A 16337-nucleotide genomic window follows, 5' to 3' on the forward strand; every position below is an offset into this window, starting at 1 on the left:
CCCAGCAATTGGGGATAATTTTGAACATTCACGCATTGATAAAATTTAAAAAATCACAAAATTGCCTACTTTTTAAACAATTTTATTGGCGGAATATATCAAAACTGCTCATAAAAAAGCCGACTTGTTTCAAAATCGACTTTTTGCTGATTTCTTAGTCATGACTAAATTTTTAAGTTATTGATATTTATATTAATATACAAGTGTACTTCGTATAATATCCATTATGTTAAATAGATTAAAATTGAGTCATTTATCTGAAAGGATTTTTAAGATATTCCTTTAATATAGAAATAATTAATAGTGTACTAATCAAAACTAGAACTGCTATAAGAATCCAAAACATACAAACCACAAATATTAAACATTAATAACACAATAATAATAATATTTTTCTGAGAATTAAGTAATTGATATTTAGATTATTTTACAAGTTCAGGTTTTTGTTAAGTTTTAATGGCTTTGTTGCATAAATATGTAAGCATCTGATTTAAATAAATTTAATTTTAGATCAAAAAATAATCAAAACTTTTAAAATCATATAGTTATGAAATCTTTGTGCAACAAAGCCATTCTTAATTGATGGAGATTTCACTTCACCTGGTAACAATATAAGCGTGTTATTTATTTTTTGGGATTTAGATGAGTTCCTTCTTCACTACTTTATTTTGGACTACTTATTTTGGCTTAGTTTTCTGTTGATTTGTTATTTATATCTCAAAAAGAGAAAAAATCGAGTCTAATCTATCTTGTAGCGTTCCTAAAATTAACATAATACACCTTATGCGAAATCAAAAAAGGGAGCTGTAAGCTCCCTTTTTTACTAATTTTTTTCAATTTTTAGATGTCAATCTAGGCTTCAATAAATTAAGCACCTAAACGCATTAATTTCTCTTGAATCGCATCGCTTACAAAAGCATTAAGAGAATTATCACTTGATGCTAAAACAGCTTTACGGTGTAACTCAGGACTAATACGGACATTAAATGTACCTTTGAATGGCTGATCGGGTTTTTTACCTAATTCAGCACAAGACTCTAAATATCCATCGACAGATTCCTGAAAAGCTTGTTCAAGAGTTTTTAATGTTTCTGCTTCATAAGTGATGAGATCACGGATAAATGCAAGCTTTCCAAATAACTCACCTGTTTCAAGATCAGGTTCAATTGTACCTAGATAACCTTTGTATTTTAAATAGCTCATAAAAATCCCTCCTGCTTGAGTGCCTGTTTTACAGATTTCAAAGCCCCACCTTTGATTTCATTTTCAGGGTGTGGCCTGTGCAGTAAAATCATGTGTTCAGTTTTCGTATTAAAAAAACGGACACGAGAGCCTGCCATTTCAAATTTTTCATAGCCGAGCTGATTCAGTAAAACGACTAAATCTTTATACGGAAATGTATTTTTTGAATTTCCAAATTTTTCCAGTAACTTTTCCGTTTTACCCATACTTCAGCCCTACTGCTATTGCAACTAAGTATAGTTACTTTTAAATAATAATTGCAACTATATTTAGTTGCAATTTCGTATAACAGCCCTTATGTTAAATCAGGTTTAAAACTTAATATCATGTGAATTAAAGTAGGTCGGATCAAACTCTATCTCTCCTATTTCATCTTCGATAATTTGCATGTAATCGTCATATCTTGGATGTTTGGGGTCTTGTAATGCATCTAAAATATCAAGATATCCAAAAATTCCTCCAATATCTTCAAATGGAGCATGATTTTGACCATCTATACAACATGGATATTTTTTATTTAAATCAGGAGATTGTCTGCTTTCTACAGTAATCAAATGTTCCCAACAATCGCCAAAATCATATGTATATATAATTTTTTTACCTACACGTAGAACTTCTTTCAATTTTTGTCTTTTATTGATCTTTTCATGCTTAATAGTCGTGAATTCATGTAAATGGCTATCTTCCCAATCAAAAGCGGATTGAATTGCCTTATGGAGCCTAGATAAAGTAGCTGCCGATGAAATTTGAATAGTTCTCCAGATTTCAGGATCACTACCTAGCAGACTAATTTTTAATTGAAAAACTTCATCAGAAGATTTGAGCTTTACAGTTCCCATAACAGCCTAGTTCTCAAAAAATAGTTTTAGTAAATCTAAAATTAACATAATACACGTTATACGAAATTCTTTAAATTTTCTATAAGCATCAATAGTTTAACTAAAGCCGTTTCAGTAAATAGCGCACTGAGACGGCTTTTTATTGATTCTTCACGTTTAACGCCTACTTTTTAAGCAATATTTCACGTTTTTTGTTAGTTAGATGCAACAATCATCATTTAAAGACGTAAAAAAGGCAGCTTCAGCTGCCTTTTGAAATCCCGAAAAATTAAATGCCGTATTTAACACGGTACGCTTCCATTTTCGCTAAAGCTTCAGTTTCACCTTTAGCCTCTAAGAAAGTCATCAAATCTTTCATGGTAATTAAGGCATGAACTGGGATTTCGAGTTCTTTTTGTACTTCTTGAATCGCAGACAAATCGCCCTGACCTTTTTCTTGACGGTCTAGCGCCACCAATACGCCCGCAATTTGTGCACCGGCATTTTTCAGAATAGTCACTACTTCACGAATCGCAGTACCTGCAGTGATCACATCATCAATGATCCAGACTTTTTTGCCTTCTACTGATGCACCCACAAGCACACCGCCTTCACCATGGTCTTTCGCTTCTTTACGGTTAAAGCCCCAAGGTACACTCACACCATGGTTTTGTGACAGTGCGACAGCCGTTGCTGCTACAAATGGAATACCTTTATAAGCTGGGCCAAAGACCACTTCCACATTATCGCATTCTGTTAATTTAGCTGCATAGCCAGAAGCCAATAACGACAATGCTTCACCGTCATTCAAAAGACCCGCATTAAAAAAATAAGGACTCACACGACCCGATTTTAAAGTAAACTCACCAAATTTAAGCACACCACGTGATAATGCCAGTTCGATAAAAGCTTGTGGATTAAATGCCGCTTGCGCTGTCATGAGGTGCTCCATTTTTTTAAGTTTGAGGTTAAACCTGAGCATGATACCAAAGAGTAGCTATCCAAGTGATCAAAAAATTTTACGTGTCGTTTCAATTAATGTGAATGGTCTGCGTTCCGCTGAAAAAAAAGGTATTTTTGACTGGATGGCAACTTCAGATGCCGATGTCATCTGCATGCAAGAAAGCCGCATTACCCATGAACAATGGACCGATAAATTTAAACCCGAAGGTTGGTTTACACACCTTTTCCCTGCAGAACGCCCAGGCTATGCCGGTACTGCGATTTATAGCCGCCTACCTTTTGTTTCAGTGACAGATGGTTTAGGTTTTGAATTGGCAGACACTCAAGGCCGCTTTATTTCTGCTGAGTTCGATTTAGGACTTGGACAAACTGCACATATTTGCTCGCTCTACCTGCCTTCTGGTTCATCGGGTGAAGAAGCTCAGGCGCGCAAAGACCTATTTTTAGGCGAATATCAACAAATTTTGAAGCAATGGCGTGCTGAAAATAAGTCAGTGATTGTTTGCGGTGACTACAACATCGTGCATAAACGTATTGATATTAAAAATTGGTCTGGGAACCAAAAGGCTTCAGGCTGCTTACCACATGAACGTGCATGGCTCGATCATATTTATGATGAGCTTGGCTATGTCGACACCTTCCGTGAGGTACGTAAAGAAGCCGAGCTTTACTCTTGGTGGTCTAACCGAGGACAAGCGCGTGCCAAAAATGTGGGTTGGCGTATCGACTACCATGCATGTTCACCAGACTGGAAAGAACGTACAGTCAATGCTTGGATATTTAAAGATGAATGGTTTAGCGACCACGCCCCTGTCATTATTGATTATAAAATTTAAGCTTCCAACAATTAATTGAGTGAACGATTGTTTACTCAATTAGAGCTTATTTCTCACATTACATGACGAATTTGTGGATTTATCTCATAACTTGAACATAGCATTATGGTCGCACGGCAAAGGGACATGTCAGGATGACATAAAAGGATTGGACGCCGAAGGAAGTATAAAAACAAACTAAATGATTTAGCTTGTTTTCAAGGATGTGACAATGGACGTTGGATTGAGACCCGCATGATCAGGATGATTAAATGCGGGTTTTCTCTTATCTAGCCCCCACATCTATAGACTCAAACATCCCCCAAATAAAACAGCTAAAAATTCGATCTGCACAGCATTTTCTTATTCTCGGTTTCTTTCTACTTTTGACTGTGCAACCTTAAGCTGAATTTTCTTGTTATTGAATCGCTTTCTTTTCTGAGCATCGTTTTGTTCTGTAGGCTATTCTAAAAGACCAAAATGTCGTTTTGATGACAATACCCAATATTTATTACATGCGACTTTTACAGCAAAACATTTATTTCTCAATCCACATCAAGATCGAGCTTTGAGCATTGATGAATTAGCCTGTAGGATAATGCTGAAGTGTATTTTTATCTTATTGTTTGAATAATTGAGGACATCTGTTCATGCTTAAAATTTATGGCATCAAAAACTGTAATACCATGAAAAAAGCTTTCGACTTGCTCAACGAATTAGGCCTAAGTTACGAATTTCATGACTATAAAAAAGAAGCGATTGATGCTAAAACCGTAAAAAAATGGCTCGATGCCAAAGGCGCTGATGTGATTCTCAACAAAAAAGGCACCACATGGAAAAAACTCAGTGAAGAAGAGCAACAGACAGCCTTAGCCAGTGAAGAAAATTTGATTCAGTGTTTAACAGCGCATAGCAGCATGATTAAACGTCCTGTACTCGATACAGGTAGCGATTTATTGGTTGGCTTTGATGAAAGCGCTTACCGTGCATTGAAATAAATTTTTTTATCACACTCATGCACGGCTCTAGTTCAATTGTGGCTGAAAATAGGCTATAAAAAAGCCTGACATTGTCAGGCTTTTTTTGTTTGAATCATGTCAAATTAGTTGGCACGAATCCATGTTTGATTACGACCTAAAGCAGCAACGCCAATAAAGCCGCGAAGCTCTAGTTTTTTGCCACCATCAGCCAATTGACCTTTTAACTTGTAAGTTTTACCTGATTGAGGATCCAAAATTGAACCGTCTTCATAGCTTGTACCACCTACATTTTTAAGACCTGTCACAATACGTAAGCCTTTTAATGATTTGTTGTGATATGGGCCTTCACATTTTTTACAAGCGTTTTCTTCACCTGGTGTCAAAACTGACTGAATGCTCGCAGAAAGCGTACCATTTTTTTGTTCAGTGAATTTTACAATCGCTTTTGGCTGCTTGGTTTTATCATCAATGGTTTTCCAAGTTGTACCATTTAGCGGATCTGCAGCATTTGCAAATGCGGCTAAACTCATCAATCCTAATGCTAGTGCAATTTTTTTCATTTTTGTTTATTTCCCTGGTCTGATATAGACGACATTAGTATCCAAAAGTCACAACAATTTATCAATTTTTGTATGTGACCGTTTAGTGTAACCTTGTAATTTGTGTTGGTAAATATGCTCACACGATTCCAAAAATAGAAAAAGATGGAAAGACAATGAAGATATCACCACTGACGAAACAACTGATTACAGAAAGCATTTTAAAAACCACAATTCGTGGACCGAGCCAGTTCAATTTACCGCCCAATACTTTACGTTTTGCTTTGGAACAAATGTGTCGTGCATTTCCTCAAAACCCGGATGTACAAATTCGTCCTATTCGCTTAGCCGGCTTAAAAGCCGAAGAAATCAAACCTCAACAGGCATCGACCCAACTCATTTTTCATATTCATGGGGGCGCATTTTTCTTGGGTTCGATGAACACACATCGGGCGTTTCTGACTCAAGTTGCGGCACGCACGCAAATGCAAGTGTTACATTTGGATTATCCTTTATCCCCTGAAGCACAGTTCCCTGAAGCACTCGATGCCCTTTTTGATGTGTATGCGGTGTTATTAGATCAAGGGGTTCAAGCCAAAGATATTATTTTGTCAGGCGACTCTTGTGGTGCAAACTTGGCGCTTGCCTTAGCCCTTAAAATTCAACAGGACCAACTTCCACAAGTCAGTGGTTTGGTGTTGATGTCACCGTTTTTAGACCTGACGTTGAGCAGTGAGTCCATACGCTATAACCGTAAGCATGATGCGCTGTTAAGCATAGAAGCCCTCGAAACAGGCATTGATTATTATGTACCACGCTCGGTCGATCGAGCTGATCCATTGGTCTCGCCTTTTTTTGCCGAGCTCAAAGGACTGCCTCCGATTCATATTCAAGTGGGTTCTAAAGAAATTTTATTGGATGATGCGCAGCGTTTTAAAGTCAAAGCAGAAGAAGCCGGCCTAGATGTCGAATTTAAGCTGTACACTGGCATGTGGCATAACTTCCAAATGTTTAGCTCTTGGTTTGAAGAAGGACAACGTGCGCTGAGTGATTTAGCCGATTTTGCACACCGACTGGATCAGGACTAATCCCTGAAAACTAATTCCCTGAAACGGATCAAAGTCACCATAAAAAAAGGTCAGCAGATGCTGACCTAAGAGGGAAATATCAATCAATTAAATGGCTTGAATTTGAGCCTGAGCTGTCGCCATTGCTTGTGCTTTCATGTCAGGTCCCATATTGACACCTTCGGCACGAATCACATCAATATCGCTAACACCTGTAAAATTAAATACGGCTTTTAATAAACCTTCTTGATAATCTACAGGGCTGTTATCGCCATACACGCCGCCACGACTGCTGGCAATATAGACTTTTTTATCACCTGCCAAGCCCACTGGACCTTGTTCTGTATATTTAAAGGTACGACCAGCAACACTGATACGGTCAATCCATGCTTTCAAAGTTGATGGCAAACCGAAGTTATACATAGCAGCACCAACCACAACCACATCGGCATCTAAATACTGTTGCAACAACTGCTCGCCTAAAGCCGATTGTTCTGCATTTTGACCCATCAAAATTTCACTGCTGAGATGTGGAATCTGCTGTACAGCTAAATCGAGATGTTGAACCTGTGCCGCATCACCATGTTTTTGCTGTAGCTGTTGTACAATTTCAGCGCTGAGTTGACGTGAAACTGAAGCGTCGCCCATGATGCTTGAATCAATATGCAGAATTTTCATGACTAAAACCTAAAGCTGTTGTTATTAACTTGAGCCTAGTGTAATCACTTTTCATAAATAGAATAATCCCGATCCTTATGACACTATGTTTTATTTTTAGAACAATCATTTTGAACTCGCAAAAAATTTAAAATTACTGAGCGGTTCTTGACCGTTATCAAGTGTAAATTTTCATGCTAATGTAAGCCTATAAAATGATATCTATATAAACTTTAAGAAAAAAACTGATAACTCGAACAGGGCAATGACACAGGATGACGGTGAAATCAAGCATACGTGACATGATCCTCCGCAATAGAATCGCCCAGTATTTACTGGAAGATGAAGTGGTGATGAATTGGAGTATCCTGAAAAAGTGTATGCTCATGCTGATGCTTGGCTCAGCCATTCATCTGCTTTGGATCATCTGGAAATTTTATGTTTATGTCACGCCAGAACTTTGGCAGTGGGTTAACCTTGAGCTCATCCACTCTCAATTGTGGACCAACATCGTCTTTTTTTGCTTAATGGTCCTGCTGATTTGGCCTTGCTATGCTGGAAAAGATAATCCCAAGATTCAGCTAATTTTACCTTATCTTTCGGTCGGCTTATTCGTCATTTCTTTATGTCGTGATGGTTATTTAATTGGCGTCATGAGTCCAGCCACTATGATCTCCTACGTGAGCCTTGTGACCGTTGGATTGGTACTATTTACACGAAAAATCGTCTATAGCATGCTGATTCCAGCCACGATTTTTTTATCCATTTGTATGTATTTAAGCATCCGCGGCATTATCCCCTATGCCCCGATTTTTCAACCTCATGCCTATGGCTATCAAAATAGTTTTTGGCTCTTCTCAATGATCTTTTTCATTGTTCCTATTTTATTAACCTGTTTGGCTTTATTTGAAATCTTACTCAGCCAATGGCGTCACCGAGAGCATCTGATTCAAAAACTTAGTCAAGTCGACCCACTGACCAATTTATTTAATCGACGCAGTATCAATCAATGTTTGGAACAGCTCGATAGTGCTAAAACAGATACATATGCACTGGTCTTATTGGACTTAGACCATTTCAAACGCATCAATGATGAATATGGACACGATAAAGGCGATGAAACCTTGATTCTCGTCAGCCAAGTATTAAACCAACATTTACGCGGTAGTGATGTGGTTGGGCGTTTTGGCGGGGAAGAGTTTATTTTGGTGTTAAAAAATTCTAACTTAGAACAAGCGATATTCATTGCAGAGCGCTGTCGAAAAGCCATTGAGCAGCTTGAAATTTGGGGACATGATGGTCAGTCAATTCATGTGACAGCCAGTTTTGGCATTGCGATTTCTACGCCAGAATTGGTACCGCAACAATTGCTGACCCATGCAGATCAGGCGCTATATGCAGCTAAAGCTGGTGGCCGCAACATGGTGATGGCCTACACCGAACAACAAAGCTTTAGCCATTTGGTTTAAAACTTTTCTACAGCTCAGATGCGTCGTTGAGCTTTTAACGTGGATACTGTTCCATTCGACGGACTGGCTGTTCCAGTTGAGCAGCCGCGATCCATGCCTCCACAGAAGGATGCTGCAAAATCTTTTGCATATAACGACGTGTGTTGTCACTCAAGGGTAACTGAAAGGTCTGTAAACGTGTTACCACGGGTGCAAAAAAAGCATCGGCAATAGTAAATTCACCGCATAGAAAGCCATCCACCGCAGGACGACTCGACCAAATCTGTTCGATTCGCGCTACTTCAGCACGCAATTCGGCATGTTCAGACCATAATATTTGACCATGGCGACCATAATCCGCCTGCAAATTCATACTGCATAAGCTACGCAATTGCATAAAACTACTGTGCATTTCCGCGCAAATACTCCGTGCCCATGCACGTTGTGTGGGATCTTTGGGCCACAGTGGAAGCTCTTGAAACTGCTCTGCCAAATATTCACAAATCGCCAATGAGTCCCAAATCATCACAGCGTCATGTTGCAGTAGGGGCACCTTGCCATTGGCATGTAGGGCTAACATTTGCTGCTTGAACGCTCCGCCATCTGCTTCTTCAGAAAAAGGGATCAAGATCTCTTGAAAGGGTAAATTAAACGCGTGTAACACCAACCACGGTCGCATAGACCACGTCGAATAGTTTTTATTGGCAATATATAATTGCATCATTTTTATTCTCCACGCGATTTAAATTTTTCCAATTGCGCGAGCAATTCTTTCTCACTAAAAGCGCCCGTCAAACGCAGTCCACGTATCTCTTGATGCGCTGTATCTAAAAATAAATAGGTCGGTGGCCCTAAAATATCCCATTGATTAAGCAGTACTTGATGGGTTGCATCATACTGACTCAAATCCAACTTAATTAAATAATACGGTGCCAAAGCCTGTTGCACTACTGTCGATTTTAAAACTTTATGTTCAATCGGCTGGCAGGCCACACACCAATCGGCATAGACATCAATAATTGCGGATTGACCTTGAGGAATTTCACTTAATAAACGTTGAAACTCTTCCGCTGTATGTGCCACATGCCAAGCACTTTGTTGTTGATTTTCTTCGACTAAAAAACGTTGGCTATGTTGATATTGACTGTACACAATATAAGGTACGGCGGCACAGAACACCAAGATATACAGCCATTTGAGCTGAGTACTGCGCCATAAAATGCGCCAAAGCACATAAGCGCTAAACACCAGACCCAGAGCAAGGGATAACCACTGTAACCAAGCTTCACTGATCAATGGTCGAATAAAATACAAAGCCAATGCCAACATAATGAAAGCAAAGAGCACCTTGATTTGATTCATCCACAAACCCGCTTTAGGCAATACCCGTGAGCCAAGGACACTGGCCAACAATAGCGGGGTCCCCATGCCAAAGCCGAGGGTGAATAACAATAACGCACCTTGCCACTGACTTTGGGTTTGGGAAATAAATAATAATGCGCCTGCCAACGGTGCTGTCATACAAGGACCGACCAGTAATGCTGAAATCATCCCCATGACCCCAGCGCCAACGAGACTACCGCCCTTTTGCATCGACTGAGCTTGGTCTAAGCGATTGACCCAACTGCGTGGCAATTTCAGTTCAAATAAACCAAATAAATTCAGGGCAAAAACCACAAAGAGTACGCTAAAGGCAATTAAGGTCGAGGGTTGTTGCAACCAACGCTGGAAATTCAAACCTGCAGACGACGCCACCAAGCCGAGAATGGCATACACCATCGCCATACTGGTGACAAAAGTCAGTGCAATCATCCATGCTTTTAAACCTCGGCTGTCGCGGACAATCAGTGAGGTTAAAATCGGCAGCATTGGCAATGAACAAGGGGTAAAGGCCAACAAAAAACCCAAGCCAAAAAACAGGAAAAGGCCATAAAATATTGAGCTTTGTGCTAATTTTTCAGACCACATTTGGTCACTTGCGGTATAGCGATCAGAAGCCAGTGCAGCATTATCTGCCCGCTGCTGATCTAAACGATTCGCCGTAGGCTGTTCGGCAGTATTTTCTGCTGCAAAATCGAGTAAGCGTTTATTTGGACTGGCAAGATTTTGCTGTGTGACCAAGCCAGAAGCATCCGTTTCAAAGCTGATGCTCTGTGGTGGATAACACACCCGATCCTTGGCACAGCCTTGCCAACTGACTTGATAGGTCTGCAGTTTTTGAGTCGGAATTTTAAAACTCAACTGTTGGTAATACACCTGCGTATGACCATAGTTATCATCTTTCAAATCCTCAGCAGCAGGCAAATCCAAAGCTAAAACTTGATTGCCCTGCTTCACCTCTATTTTGTGCTGATACAGATAATAATGCGCTGGAATATCCCAACTCAGCTCCGCCTGATCTGCACGATCGGAGACGACCGAGAAAGGAAAAGCATCTTCAGCTGAAAGTAATGCATCCTGAGCAGAGACGCCCATACTGAACGACAGCACAGCCGCTGCCGCAACATAAGTCCATTGTTTCATTCAGCTGAATTCATCCTCAGTCTGTATTTATACATTTTAAAATTTAGGGTTCTTTTAGAACAGGTAAGATACGCCTAAACCTGACTGATAATTTTTATGACCGCCCGTGAGTTCTAGACCGACGCTCGCATCCAACTGCATACGATCCGAAACGGCATACGTCAGACCTGAAGCCAAAGACACTTCCTGATCGGTACTCTCTGCTTTGCGATAAACCAGCTCAGAAAAACCCGATAAATTACCCGCAATGTGATATTCCATTCCCGGAATAGCACTCACAGCCCAATCACCATCTTGAACTTCATAACGCATGGTCATTGAAGTCCCAATTGTATCGCTATAATCATAAGCCACGGCTGAAGTCAGACTATAAATGCCATCTTCAGCACTAAAGCCTTGATTGCCTGTTGCAATAATGGCTTCTGCAAGAATGGCCATCGATAATTTCTCATCATTCAAATCAATGGCTTTTTTCAGGCCAATGCTGACATCACCCAAACCATCTTCTTCAACTGAGCGACCCGCAACTTTGGTTTTAGACCATGCAGGACCTTGCCAACCCAATTGCAATTCCAAATCTTTTGCCAAACCAGTACGGAATAACATGTCTGCATTTAAAGTGGTGTTTTTTACTTTTTCACCATTGTCATCACGACTTTCACTATAGCTCGCTGCTGGCAAACTTTGTTCCCATGCCAAACGACCTACAGGGGTAATGCCTGTGCCCATACCCGCGCCTGGACGGTCAAATGAAAAATCCGCCGCAAATGCAGACAGGCTCAAACTGGATAATGTTGCAATGCTTAAAACTTTAAATACAGTCATGTTTTTACTCACAATTATGCTAATTCTTTGGTCATTTTTGCGCCATGGCTACGCAAAAGCTCCAAGGTTTGTTTTTCTTCTTCCAATGCTTCTGACCAATTTACCGCATCAAAATCACAGTCAAAAAATAATTCACTAATCGACGATAAAATGGTTAAACCATCGCTATCAATCATATTTGGATTCACTTTTTCATCCAATAAACGCTGTACCGCAGGGACACATGCTGCACTCGCAGCATCCCATAATGGACCATAAATTTCTTCAGCATCCCATAAATGCACATTGGCTTTGGCTTGAATCAGCGCTTCCAAGATTTGCATATGTACATCTAAATGTTGTGTTTTCTGTTCTGCTGTTAAAGGTTGGCCTGCTTCATACGCTTCGCAAACCATTTCCCACCATTTAAACAAACCATCAGACCATACAGAAACCGCAGGTCCTTTCTCAAAGTCGATAAAATTTGGATTAAGACCATCTGCCAACAGGCGTTGCACCTGTGCAAGATCTTGTTCTTCTAACGCTTGCACAAAAAGCTGTTGTTGCGCTGTTAACATCTGGAAAGCTCACTTCAATTTATTTTGATCTATTATGCCGAATAAAGCTGCGTTTGTTTGAATTTCATGTAAAACAAAATACAAAACACACAAAAAAAGCCCCGCAGGGCTTTTTTTAAATTTTGAGACTTATTCGTCGTCTACGCTGTCATCCGCTTCAGCAAAAGCAGGTTGTGTACTGCGTGGGTTCTCTTTCTTTTCGAACACATGTTCAAGACTACGTTTAAGTCGATCAATTGCACCGTGAATAGCTGTATCTACATTATGACCACGATGGTTGACCACGACAGGCTTCAAACCAGCAGGACGCGCTTCAATCATACATTTAATGTCGTCGCTACCGCCCTTGTCCCCATTTTCATCACTTAAATGCACCGAAAAGTGGGTAATGCGTTCACTATGGCGCTGAAATTCTTCATTAAGTTCTGCACGAACGTATGTAATTAGTCGATCACTGTTTATAATGTTTTTATCTGTACGGATTTCAATGTTCATAATATCATCCTCATATCTATCTGTATTAGCTATAAAAATTTGTGCAAAACTTATTATCTTGGCACGTTACATTTGCTGTAAATGTTACAGCAATGACCATCTTCAACTTTGTATGGAACGTCGTCCTCCACATTGAATGATGAACACTTTAGAGTCTGCAGATCCGTGTCCTTATACTTCGAATATCGGTCTTAAGTTAGAATTTTGCAAGTGCTATTTTGATATTTTTTTAATATCCATAAAAAAAGTAAGACTTTATTGTAGATTTGCATTGTTTTAATTGATTTGGGTCATATTTTTGTGCATTTCCTCGACGCCCACCTTCTATTTGCACAATTCCATTCAAACTCAAAATCTCGCTTTTACCGTCATCGATCATTCACAGCGTATTTCCCCTTCAAATTACAAAACAATTTTGCCGTTGAGTAAAATTTGGCTTTATTTTTGCTTAATAATCTGTATGCTTTCAGTGCTTCTCGGGGGAGATATTTTTTAATGAAACTTACACAAATCGTTGCATCATGTGCATTAGCATCTGCTGCTGCTTTCACTCAAGCTTCACCTATCGTATGGCAAGATTTCAGCTTAACTGGCCTATATGGTGAAAATTATGTTGTGCCTTTTGATGGTGACAACAATGAACAGAAAACGATCACAGCTGAATATGCCGCTAAACTGAAATATTCAGATGTATTCTTCTTCGTTGACCAAGCTTGGGACAAAGATGATGAAGCATCGACTTACCTTGAGCTTGCACCGCGCCTTAGCTTAGGCGAAGTTTCTGGTAAAGACCTTTCTATGGGGCCGATCAAAGACGTTCTGATTGCAACGACTTGGGAACATAATGCCGGCTACGACAAAAATTCTGAGTTTAATAACTTCTTGTATGGTATTGGCTTTGCTTTAGACATTCCATATACACAGTATGCAAACATCAACTTCTATAAAGCCGATAATGATTCTAAATCAGCCGGTACTAAAGATGATTATCAAATGACGATCACTTATGCTGTGCCATTTAAAATTGGCTCTGAAGATTTTCTAGTAGATGCTTTCCTTGACTGGTCAACAGCTGAAAAAGGGGCGCAAGCTAGTGAATTAAACTGGACAAGCCAATATAAATGGAATATAGGTAAGCATATCTCTCCTAAGACTAAGCTCTACGTAGGTGTTGAACACTCGGTTTGGAACAACAAATATGGCCTGAAAGGTCAGGACCAAAACGATGTCAGCGCGTTGGTGAAATACCATTTCTAAGTTCAACTCAGAACGCGATGAAGAAAAAGCAAGGTTCATCACCTTGCTTTTTTTATGCCTAAGTTTTTAAATTGACTTTATTTTTATCAGAAATTTGCGCATGTCTTTTCTCATTCGACCTGCAATTCCACAAGACTTAGCGGCCATTCTCGCAATCTATAATCATGAAGTTCTCAACGGCTTTGCGACATGGAATGATCAAGCTTACACTCTTGACTCTTTTCAACAGAAATTGCTGGATTTCCAAAAGCAAAATTTTCCTTTTGTGGTGATTGAAGATCAGGATCAACAGCAAATCGCCGGTTATGCTGACTATGGTTCTTTCCGCCATTTTGCTGGCTATCGACATACTGTTGAGCATTCTGTCTATATTGACCCAAACTATGCTCGACTGGGTCTCGGTCAGCAATTATTAGAGCACCTAATTCAGCATGCTAAAAGCCAAAATATGCATGTCATGATCGCTGGCATAGATTACGGCAATAGCGCCTCGATTGCCCTGCACAAAAAATTAGGCTTTAAGCAAACAGGTTATATGCCTGAAGTGGGACAAAAGTTTGGTGAATGGCGTGATCTGGTCCTGATGCAACTTCAGTTATAGCCCGTATTGAGCTGTGTTTATGGTAATTTATCCAAACGAATACCATCTTGTATCACACTCAGCACCGATAAATTATGACGCACCGCATCACGATAAAGGTCTTGTAACTGTAAAAAAAGTAGTTTTAATTCGGCCAATTTAAGCTCTTGCTCAGGTGCGGTTTCTGCAATCGTGACCAAATAACGTTTTTTGATTTCATCCACGCTTAACTGTTGTAATGCCTGATGGATTTCTGCAACTCGAACTACAGTATTGTAATGCACTGCAAGGCTCAGTCCCGGTCGTCGCTCTGACAAAGGATGTTCTGCCTGAATGGCATAACTCAGTGCCGCAACTGAATCACTGTTCACGCTTAATAATGGATTCAACTCTTGCCACGCTTCCCCTAAAAAAAAGGAGTGTTGTACAAAAGGTGAATCCAAGACATCTTGAGGGGTTTCTGCTTCTAAAATCAGAGTTTCCAAATCATTCGGTGGGATCAAATATAATATCGCGTCCATATTCTTATCTTCTTGTTATGTATTTAGTTAAGATTAACTTTTAATGAGCAATAATTATACAATTTTTTGTATATCAGCTGACTTATTCAATTCATGTATAGCCCAATCTATTCCGACTGAAATCATAAGTAACTCACTATTACTATGCTTACCGCCAATTCAATTAGACCACCTGCTATCAAAAAACAAATGCATGTCTAAAGTTTAAAAGCGAATTATTTCAAAGTATGAATTTTATGCGCTAAAATTTAAAATTATCAAAATTAATCAGGGGGATAAATGGCAAAATTCTTAAATACCAGTGGCACTAACTTCTTTCTTGAAGAGTTAATCAAAAATGCCAAAGAGCGTTTGATTTTAATCAGCCCCTATTTACGTTTAAATGACCGTATTAAGGAGCTTCTTGAAGATAAAGACCGTATGAAAATTGATATTCGTATTGTCTACGGTAAGAGTGACTTACATCCAGATGAAATAAAATGGATGCAAAAACTGGATTATGTCCGCGTGAGCTTTTGTAAAAATTTGCATGCAAAGTGCTATTTAAATGAAGGTGAATGCATTATTTCAAGTTTAAATCTTTATGAATTTAGCCAAGTAAATAACAATGAAATGGGGATTTTAGTTCGTAAATACGAAGATGATGAAGTCTTTAAAGATGCCTATGAAGAAGCCCAACGTATTATTCGCATCAGTGATGAAGTACGCATTACTTTAGATGAGGTGAAAGCAGAAAAACCTACTATTGAAAAAAATGAAGAAGAATCACTTTTACAATCTAAATTAACCAGTTCAAAACTCGCCGCAAAGCACAAATTAAAAACCCCTGAATTATTAGAACTATTGGTGAGTAAAGGGTTACTTGAAGAAAAAGCAGAAGGTAAGCATACGCTTACAGATTCAGGTAAATTCATTGGAGGAGAATTCAAGCCCAATCAATATGGTGGCTATTTTCTTTGGCCTGAAAACATTGAACTTTAATCCACATAAAAATTTCCTCCCTTTAAGCATTACAGCCGTGAGTAAAATACCTACCCCCTCTCTTGCCCC

At 39.3% G+C, this 16337-nt stretch carries 19 protein-coding genes; 7 read left to right on the top strand and 12 right to left on the bottom strand.

Going from position 1 to position 16337, the window contains the following annotated elements; all coding sequences use genetic code 11:
- Nucleotides 1-867: 867 nt before the first annotated feature.
- The 4 genes from FTU65_RS05005 to pyrE form a co-directional block, all read right to left on the bottom strand.
- Complete coding sequence (locus FTU65_RS05005; RefSeq protein ID WP_035270373.1) at nucleotides 868-1203, bottom strand: type II toxin-antitoxin system HicB family antitoxin; 336 nt, start codon at nucleotides 1201-1203, stop codon at nucleotides 868-870.
- Entirely contained in the window at nucleotides 1200-1448 is a 249-nt protein-coding gene (locus FTU65_RS05010) for a type II toxin-antitoxin system HicA family toxin (protein ID WP_044425274.1), read from the bottom strand. Before FTU65_RS05010 ends, FTU65_RS05005 begins: the two co-directional genes overlap by 4 nt.
- 105 nt (nucleotides 1449-1553) lie before the next feature.
- On the bottom strand, nucleotides 1554-2081 hold the full coding sequence (locus FTU65_RS05015; protein WP_000537572.1) for a plasmid pRiA4b ORF-3 family protein: 528 nt from the start codon (nucleotides 2079-2081) through the stop codon (nucleotides 1554-1556).
- Nucleotides 2082-2349: 268 nt separating this feature from the next.
- Nucleotides 2350-3000 (bottom strand): orotate phosphoribosyltransferase, encoded by a 651-nt coding sequence (gene pyrE, locus FTU65_RS05020; protein WP_078190583.1) that lies wholly within the window; start codon nucleotides 2998-3000, stop codon nucleotides 2350-2352.
- 40 nt (nucleotides 3001-3040) lie between these two features.
- On the opposite strand from pyrE, the gene FTU65_RS05025 reads away from it, so the two are divergent.
- Entirely contained in the window at nucleotides 3041-3859 is an 819-nt protein-coding gene (locus tag FTU65_RS05025) for an exodeoxyribonuclease III (RefSeq protein ID WP_078193225.1), read from the top strand.
- Between the two features lie 629 nt (nucleotides 3860-4488).
- Nucleotides 4489-4836, top strand: a complete 348-nt coding sequence (locus tag FTU65_RS05030; RefSeq protein WP_180008661.1) for a Spx/MgsR family RNA polymerase-binding regulatory protein — start codon at nucleotides 4489-4491, stop codon at nucleotides 4834-4836.
- A gap of 104 nt (nucleotides 4837-4940) precedes the next feature.
- Here FTU65_RS05030 and FTU65_RS05035 read toward each other — a convergent pair whose 3' ends face one another.
- Entirely contained in the window at nucleotides 4941-5378 is a 438-nt protein-coding gene (locus tag FTU65_RS05035) for a DUF2147 domain-containing protein (RefSeq protein WP_078193227.1), read from the bottom strand.
- Between the two features lie 155 nt (nucleotides 5379-5533).
- Here FTU65_RS05035 and FTU65_RS05040 point away from each other — a divergent pair, with 155 nt between their 5' ends.
- Nucleotides 5534-6445: an alpha/beta hydrolase gene (locus tag FTU65_RS05040; RefSeq protein ID WP_180008659.1), complete on the top strand. Its 912-nt coding sequence runs from the start codon at nucleotides 5534-5536 to the stop codon at nucleotides 6443-6445.
- An 87-nt stretch (nucleotides 6446-6532) separates the two neighbouring features.
- Here the strand turns inward: FTU65_RS05040 and FTU65_RS05045 are convergent, their stop codons facing one another.
- Entirely contained in the window at nucleotides 6533-7102 is a 570-nt protein-coding gene (locus FTU65_RS05045; protein ID WP_078190588.1) for an FMN-dependent NADH-azoreductase, read from the bottom strand.
- Nucleotides 7103-7383: 281 nt separating this feature from the next.
- Here FTU65_RS05045 and FTU65_RS05050 point away from each other — a divergent pair, with 281 nt between their 5' ends.
- The gene (locus FTU65_RS05050; protein WP_257222616.1) at nucleotides 7384-8550 is read left to right on the top strand and encodes a GGDEF domain-containing protein; all 1167 of its coding nucleotides are present in this window, start codon (nucleotides 7384-7386) and stop codon (nucleotides 8548-8550) included.
- A 34-nt stretch (nucleotides 8551-8584) separates the two neighbouring features.
- Here the strand turns inward: FTU65_RS05050 and FTU65_RS05055 are convergent, their stop codons facing one another.
- The 5 genes from FTU65_RS05055 to FTU65_RS05075 all read right to left on the bottom strand — a co-directional run bounded on the left by FTU65_RS05055 (nucleotide 8585) and on the right by FTU65_RS05075 (nucleotide 12929).
- A complete protein-coding gene (locus tag FTU65_RS05055; protein ID WP_180008655.1) occupies nucleotides 8585-9253 on the bottom strand; it encodes a glutathione S-transferase family protein in 669 nt (222 codons plus the stop codon).
- Nucleotides 9254-9255: 2 nt separating this feature from the next.
- Nucleotides 9256-11052: a protein-disulfide reductase DsbD gene (dsbD, locus tag FTU65_RS05060; RefSeq protein ID WP_180008653.1), complete on the bottom strand. Its 1797-nt coding sequence runs from the start codon at nucleotides 11050-11052 to the stop codon at nucleotides 9256-9258.
- Nucleotides 11053-11106: 54 nt separating this feature from the next.
- Complete coding sequence (locus tag FTU65_RS05065; protein ID WP_180066480.1) at nucleotides 11107-11877, bottom strand: transporter; 771 nt, start codon at nucleotides 11875-11877, stop codon at nucleotides 11107-11109.
- Nucleotides 11878-11891: 14 nt separating this feature from the next.
- A complete protein-coding gene (locus FTU65_RS05070) occupies nucleotides 11892-12434 on the bottom strand; it encodes an ankyrin repeat domain-containing protein (protein WP_078190592.1) in 543 nt (180 codons plus the stop codon).
- A gap of 129 nt (nucleotides 12435-12563) precedes the next feature.
- Nucleotides 12564-12929, bottom strand: a complete 366-nt coding sequence (locus tag FTU65_RS05075) for an HPF/RaiA family ribosome-associated protein (RefSeq protein WP_078190593.1) — start codon at nucleotides 12927-12929, stop codon at nucleotides 12564-12566.
- A gap of 495 nt (nucleotides 12930-13424) precedes the next feature.
- Between FTU65_RS05075 and FTU65_RS05080 the strand changes: the two genes are divergently transcribed.
- Together FTU65_RS05080 and FTU65_RS05085 are read left to right on the top strand one after the other, a co-directional pair.
- Nucleotides 13425-14186, top strand: coding sequence for an outer membrane protein OmpK (locus tag FTU65_RS05080; protein WP_168379688.1), 762 nt, complete (start codon nucleotides 13425-13427; stop codon nucleotides 14184-14186).
- A gap of 100 nt (nucleotides 14187-14286) precedes the next feature.
- Nucleotides 14287-14787, top strand: coding sequence for a GNAT family N-acetyltransferase (locus FTU65_RS05085; RefSeq protein WP_180008649.1), 501 nt, complete (start codon nucleotides 14287-14289; stop codon nucleotides 14785-14787).
- A 17-nt stretch (nucleotides 14788-14804) separates the two neighbouring features.
- Here the strand turns inward: FTU65_RS05085 and FTU65_RS05090 are convergent, their stop codons facing one another.
- Entirely contained in the window at nucleotides 14805-15287 is a 483-nt protein-coding gene (locus tag FTU65_RS05090) for a DUF1877 family protein (RefSeq protein ID WP_168379686.1), read from the bottom strand.
- A 279-nt stretch (nucleotides 15288-15566) separates the two neighbouring features.
- Between FTU65_RS05090 and FTU65_RS05095 the strand changes: the two genes are divergently transcribed.
- On the top strand, nucleotides 15567-16268 hold the full coding sequence (locus FTU65_RS05095; RefSeq protein WP_180066482.1) for a phospholipase D family protein: 702 nt from the start codon (nucleotides 15567-15569) through the stop codon (nucleotides 16266-16268).
- Nucleotides 16269-16337 lie beyond the last annotated feature (69 nt).

This window comes from Acinetobacter sp. YH12129 (assembly GCF_013418685.1).
Classification (GTDB): domain Bacteria; phylum Pseudomonadota; class Gammaproteobacteria; order Pseudomonadales; family Moraxellaceae; genus Acinetobacter; species Acinetobacter amyesii.

Coding starts and splice junctions, on each gene's coding strand:
- FTU65_RS05050 (WP_257222616.1), top strand. CDS start 7,384: ATGATCCTCCGCAATAGAATCGCCCAGTATTTACTGGAAGATGAAGTG.
- pyrE (WP_078190583.1), bottom strand. CDS start 3,000: ATGACAGCGCAAGCGGCATTTAATCCACAAGCTTTTATCGAACTGGCA.
- FTU65_RS05065 (WP_180066480.1), bottom strand. CDS start 11,877: ATGACTGTATTTAAAGTTTTAAGCATTGCAACATTATCCAGTTTGAGC.
- FTU65_RS05005 (WP_035270373.1), bottom strand. CDS start 1,203: ATGAGCTATTTAAAATACAAAGGTTATCTAGGTACAATTGAACCTGAT.
- FTU65_RS05070 (WP_078190592.1), bottom strand. CDS start 12,434: ATGTTAACAGCGCAACAACAGCTTTTTGTGCAAGCGTTAGAAGAACAA.
- FTU65_RS05030 (WP_180008661.1), top strand. CDS start 4,489: ATGCTTAAAATTTATGGCATCAAAAACTGTAATACCATGAAAAAAGCT.
- FTU65_RS05095 (WP_180066482.1), top strand. CDS start 15,567: ATGGCAAAATTCTTAAATACCAGTGGCACTAACTTCTTTCTTGAAGAG.
- FTU65_RS05075 (WP_078190593.1), bottom strand. CDS start 12,929: ATGAACATTGAAATCCGTACAGATAAAAACATTATAAACAGTGATCGA.
- FTU65_RS05025 (WP_078193225.1), top strand. CDS start 3,041: ATGATACCAAAGAGTAGCTATCCAAGTGATCAAAAAATTTTACGTGTC.
- FTU65_RS05015 (WP_000537572.1), bottom strand. CDS start 2,081: ATGGGAACTGTAAAGCTCAAATCTTCTGATGAAGTTTTTCAATTAAAA.
- FTU65_RS05040 (WP_180008659.1), top strand. CDS start 5,534: ATGAAGATATCACCACTGACGAAACAACTGATTACAGAAAGCATTTTA.
- FTU65_RS05080 (WP_168379688.1), top strand. CDS start 13,425: ATGAAACTTACACAAATCGTTGCATCATGTGCATTAGCATCTGCTGCT.
- FTU65_RS05045 (WP_078190588.1), bottom strand. CDS start 7,102: ATGAAAATTCTGCATATTGATTCAAGCATCATGGGCGACGCTTCAGTT.
- FTU65_RS05090 (WP_168379686.1), bottom strand. CDS start 15,287: ATGGACGCGATATTATATTTGATCCCACCGAATGATTTGGAAACTCTG.
- FTU65_RS05010 (WP_044425274.1), bottom strand. CDS start 1,448: ATGGGTAAAACGGAAAAGTTACTGGAAAAATTTGGAAATTCAAAAAAT.
- FTU65_RS05085 (WP_180008649.1), top strand. CDS start 14,287: ATGTCTTTTCTCATTCGACCTGCAATTCCACAAGACTTAGCGGCCATT.
- FTU65_RS05035 (WP_078193227.1), bottom strand. CDS start 5,378: ATGAAAAAAATTGCACTAGCATTAGGATTGATGAGTTTAGCCGCATTT.
- FTU65_RS05055 (WP_180008655.1), bottom strand. CDS start 9,253: ATGATGCAATTATATATTGCCAATAAAAACTATTCGACGTGGTCTATG.
- dsbD (WP_180008653.1), bottom strand. CDS start 11,052: ATGAAACAATGGACTTATGTTGCGGCAGCGGCTGTGCTGTCGTTCAGT.